The following is a 4334-nucleotide window of genomic DNA, read 5'->3' as shown; positions in this document are numbered from 1 at the left end:
GGGCGGCGCGCACAGTGGCAGTTGCTGGCCGGTCGGGAGGCCGAGCCGGCGGTGGGTCGCCCGCCGGTGCTGGTGCTGGGCAGCCCGGACGACCGGGTGGTGCCGCCGGCCGCGCTGAGCCGGGCCGCCCGCCGGTACGGTTCGGCTCCGCTGCTCTTCCCCGGCATGGGGCACGACCTGATGCTCGACGCGCGGTGGCGGGAGCCGATCGACGCGATCCTCGACTGGCTGGTCAAGGACCCGCAGCGGGTGTGACCGGGGTCAGCCGGTGCTGCCCAGCCGGGTGACCAGCGAGCCGGTCTGGTCCAGGGCGCTGAGGTAGGAGCGGGCCCAGGCGCGGATGTCGTGGCGGTGCAGGTGCGCCCGCATCGCCCGCATCCGGTCGCCGACGTCGTCCGGGCCGGCCCGCAGCGCGGTGAGCAGCATCTGCTTCAGGCCCTCCAGGTCGTGCGGGTTGACCAGGTACGCCTGCTCCAGCTCGGCTGCCGCGCCGGCGAACTCGCTGAGCAGCAGCGCGCCGGTGTCGTCGACCCGGGCGGCGACGTACTCCTTGGCGACCAGGTTCATCCCGTCCCGCAGCGGGGTCACCGCCATCACGTCGGCGACCCGGTAGAGGGCGGCCAGCTCGGCGCGGTCGAAGGGCTGGGTGAGGTAGTGGATGGCCGGCTCGCCGACCCGGCCGAACTCGCCGTTGATCCGGCCGACCTCGCGCTCCACCCGGTCCCGCAGGATCTGGTACTGGCCGACCCGCTCCCGACTGGGCACCGCCACCTGGACCAGCACCGTGTCCCGGACCTTGACGTCGCCGCTGGCCAGCAGCTCGCTGTAGGCCTTGAGCCGCTGCTCGATGCCCTTCGTGTAGTCCATCCGGTCGACGCTGAGGATCACCTGGTGCGGGTCGCCGAGGTCGTGGCGCAGCCGGCGGGCCCGGGCGGTCACGTCGGGACGGCCGGCGAGCGCGGCCAGCTCGGCCGTGTCGATCGAGACCGGGTACGCCCCGACCCGCACCACCCGGTCGTCGACGCCGATCCGCCGGTCGGTGGCCGGCAGGCCGAGCACCTTCACCACCAGCTGGGCGAAGTTGTGCGCGGCCTGGGCCCGCTGGAAGCCGATCAGGTCGGCGCCGAGCATGCCGCGCAGCAGCTCGGCCCGCCGGGGCAGCTGCATGAACAGCTCCGGCGGCGGGAACGGCACGTGCAGGAAGAAGCCGATCCGCAGGTCCGGCCGCAGCGCCCGGAGCAGGCCGGGGACCAGTTGCAGGTGGTAGTCCTGCACCCAGACCAGGCCGCCCGGCTCGGCCACCGCCGCGGCGGCCTCGGCGAACCGCTGGTTGACCCGCTGGTACGCCTCCCACCAGCGGCGGTGGTACACCGGCTGCTCGACGGCGTCGTGGTAGAGCGGCCAGAGGGTGGCGTTGGCGAAGCCCTCGTAGTGGTCGCGCAGGTCCTCGGCGGTGAGCGCGACGGAGTGCATGCGGACGCCGTCGATGTCGGGCAGGCGGGGCGCGGGACCGGTGCCGCCGGCCCAGCCGACCCAGGTGGCCGGGGTGTGTCGCAGCAGCGGGTGCAGCGCGCTGCCCAGCCCACCGGGGCTGCGGCGCCACTCGCAGGCGCTGGCGGGCGCCACGCTGTCGTCGATGGGGAGCCGATTGGCCACCACCACGAGGGAACTGGAATTCGGTCGCATCTCGGGCATTCCGATCCGCAGCGGGCCGACCACCGCGAGGGAGGAACAACCGGGCAGCCGGAGGGGGAAGTGACGGACAGCGGTATTCCTACTGACCGTAAGTTACACCACTGTTACCTCGGCGGCGGGGGCGCGGCCGTCCCGGGATACGGGCGAAGCGTGCCGATCGGACGGGGGAGCGTCAGACGACCGCGCCGTCGTCGGGATCCTCGTCGTCCTCGTCGCCGGGGCGCAGCCGCCAGATCAGCGTGACGAAGCCGGCGAGGATGCCGGTGAACCCGAGCAGGGTCACCACCGAGGCGTCCACCGGCAGCAGCGCCGGGTTGAGGAAGAGTACGAAGCCGAGCACGATCGCCAGCACGCCGACCACGGCGTACTTCGACACCCGGGGCAGCGGCGGGGGCGGGGGCGGGGTGTAGCCGTCGTCCTCCTCGCCCGGCAGGTCGGCGCCGAAGGTGTCCAGACCGTCCAGCAGCGAGGGCTCCTCGGCCCGCGGCCGGCTCACCGAGACGCCGGAGATGTCCGCCGCGTACGGCAGCCGCCGCACGTCGGTGGCGGTCGGGCCGGTGGCCTCCTCGGTGCGGGTCGCCGGCGCGCCGGCCGGGCCGGTCGGGTCGTCGTCGACGTCCTCGGCGGCGGGCCAGGGGTGGCTGCCGGCGGCCGGGGCGGTGTGGAAGGCGGCCACGATCCGGTCCCACTCGGCGTCGACGTCCGGCTCGCCGCGCGGCGGCTCCGGGGTCGACTCGTCGGCGAGCTGGGTGAGGTAGTCCCGGGCGGTGGTCAGGTGCGAGCGGTCCACGTAGAGCCGGTCGACCGGCCGGGCCGGGACGGTGGTGGTGCGGGTGATCGGGTTGAGGTCGGCCGACGGCTGGAGGTAGGCCGCGATCCCGCCGGCGGCGAGCACGTCGAGCAGGTGCTCGCCGACGCGCGGATCGACGTCGCCCGCGACGGCGTACTCGCTCGCGTCGAGCCCGTTGTCCCGCCGCCCCCGGCGGGCCCCACCCGCTGACACCGGACATCCTCCTCGGCGCACCTCACGGTGCGGTTGTGTCGGCGCCCCGTACGCCGTGCCCTGAATCGTGACACGTCCGGACCCGGTTCCGGGAGTGCGTTGTGGCGTGCCGCTCCTGGTTCGTAGGCTCATGGCCGACGATCCCGCCCGCCGACGGCCATTCCCGGCGGGGTCGCCGGGTCCGCCCGGCGGCCCGCCGACCCCCTCGGCGGTGGTGTCGCCCGCCCCTGCTTCGGAAGGACACCGTTGCTGTACTGGCTGATGAAGTACATCATCCTCGGCCCGCTGCTCAGGCTGATCTTCCGACCGCGGGTGGAGGGGCTGCACCACGTGCCGGAGACCGGTCCGGTGATCCTTGCCAGCAACCATCTCTCGTTCTCGGATTCGATCTTCACCCCGCTGATCGTGCCGCGAAAAGTCACTTTCGTGGCCAAGGCGGAATACTTCACCGGTAAGGGCATCAAAGGCTGGCTCACCAAGGCGTTCTTCGCCGGCACCGGCTGCATCCCGGTCGACCGCTCCGGCGGCCGCGCCGCCCAGGCGGCCCTGGACACCCAGCTCAGCGTGCTGCGGGCCGGCGGCGTCGCCGGGATCTACCCGGAGGGGACCCGGTCGCCCGACGGGCGGCTCTACCGGGGCAAGACCGGGGTGGCCCGGCTCGCGCTGGAGAGCGGTGCTCCGGTGATCCCGGTGGCGATGCTCAACCTCGACGAGATCCAGCCGCCCGGCAAGCTGATCCCCAAGATCGCCCGGGTCCGGATCCGGTTCGGCCCGCCGCTGGACTTCTCCCGCTACGCCGGCCTGGCCGGCGACCGCTTCGTCGAGCGGGCGGTCACCGACGAGATCATGTACGAGCTGATGGAGCTCTCCGGTCGCGAGTACGTCGACATGTACGCCGCGAAGCTGAAGAACCAGCCCCCCGCCGAACCGGTCACCCGCGAGCCGATCGCCGCCTGACCCACGCACCCCGCCCACGTGCCGCCGTGGGCGTGCAGTTTCACGGAAAGAGTGGTTATTCCGCGCGGAATAACCACTCTTTCCGTGAAAGTGGGCGGATCTTGGGCATCTTCGAGGAGTTCAAGGGCACCGGTAACGCGGAGCTGAAGCTGGACCGGAAGATCGCCGACAAGCGGACCTTCCCGGCCGTCGACGTCAGTGCGTCCAGCACCCGCAAGGAGGAGATCCTGCTCTCGCCGGAGGAGCTGGCCATCATCCACAAGCTCCGCAAGGTGCTGCACTCGCTGGACTCCCAGGCGGCGCTGGACCTGCTGCTGGACCGGCTCAAGAAGTCCCGCACCAACATCGAGTTCCTGATGCAGATCGCCAAGTCGACGCCGGGGGAGTGACCTCACCCGGGTGAGACCCGCGAAGGGCACGGCCACAACGGGCCGTGCCCTTCGTCGTGTCCCGGGCCGACGGGGTCTGGAATTTTCCTTCAATTCAGCCCCCAGGTATTGAAACTTCTGTGCACGGCCGGGTTGACTGTCGTCCATGCGTACCCGCAGCCGAACCGCCCGCCTTCCCGGCGTCCTGCTGTTGACCTGGAAGCTGGAGGTCAGCGGCTCGGGCTCGGCCTCGACCAGGCGCTCGAAGGTGGGCTGCCCCCAGCCGACCGAGCCCTCCGGCGGCTTCTTCT

At 72.2% G+C, this 4334-nt stretch carries 3 protein-coding genes and 3 pseudogenes; 3 read left to right on the top strand and 3 right to left on the bottom strand.

Annotated elements, in window-relative coordinates; translation table 11 throughout:
• A pseudogene (locus tag JNW89_RS29125) lies at positions 1–255 on the top strand (lysophospholipase); the annotation flags it as partial.
• Between the two features lie 6 nt (positions 256–261).
• Here the strand turns inward: JNW89_RS29125 and JNW89_RS29120 are convergent.
• Together JNW89_RS29120 and JNW89_RS29115 are read right to left on the bottom strand one after the other, a co-directional pair.
• On the bottom strand, positions 262–1695 hold the full coding sequence (locus tag JNW89_RS29120; RefSeq protein WP_238451533.1) for a trehalose-6-phosphate synthase: 1434 nt from the start codon (positions 1693–1695) through the stop codon (positions 262–264).
• 172 nt (positions 1696–1867) lie between these two features.
• The gene (locus JNW89_RS29115; RefSeq protein ID WP_238451532.1) at positions 1868–2698 is read right to left on the bottom strand and encodes a DUF308 domain-containing protein; all 831 of its coding nucleotides are present in this window, start codon (positions 2696–2698) and stop codon (positions 1868–1870) included.
• A gap of 246 nt (positions 2699–2944) precedes the next feature.
• Between JNW89_RS29115 and JNW89_RS29110 the strand changes: the two genes are divergently transcribed.
• Together JNW89_RS29110 and JNW89_RS29105 are read left to right on the top strand one after the other, a co-directional pair.
• Positions 2945–3655, top strand: a complete 711-nt coding sequence (locus JNW89_RS29110) for a 1-acyl-sn-glycerol-3-phosphate acyltransferase (protein ID WP_238451531.1) — start codon at positions 2945–2947, stop codon at positions 3653–3655.
• Between the two features lie 107 nt (positions 3656–3762).
• A pseudogene (locus JNW89_RS29105) lies at positions 3763–4044 on the top strand (transcription termination factor Rho); the annotation flags it as partial.
• A 192-nt stretch (positions 4045–4236) separates the two neighbouring features.
• On the opposite strand, the pseudogene JNW89_RS37010 reads toward JNW89_RS29105, so the two are convergent.
• Positions 4237–4334: pseudogene (locus JNW89_RS37010) on the bottom strand (DUF3516 domain-containing protein); the annotation flags it as partial.

Source organism: Micromonospora sp. 4G55 (genome assembly GCF_016803375.1).
The sequence above is the reverse complement of the archived record's forward strand: the minus strand, read 5'-3'. Positions and strand labels throughout refer to the sequence as shown.

Bases quoted from the DNA above. Each gene is read 5' to 3' on its own strand.
- JNW89_RS29120 (WP_238451533.1), bottom strand. From the start codon at position 1,695: ATGCCCGAGATGCGACCGAATTCCAGTTCCCTCGTGGTGGTGGCCAAT.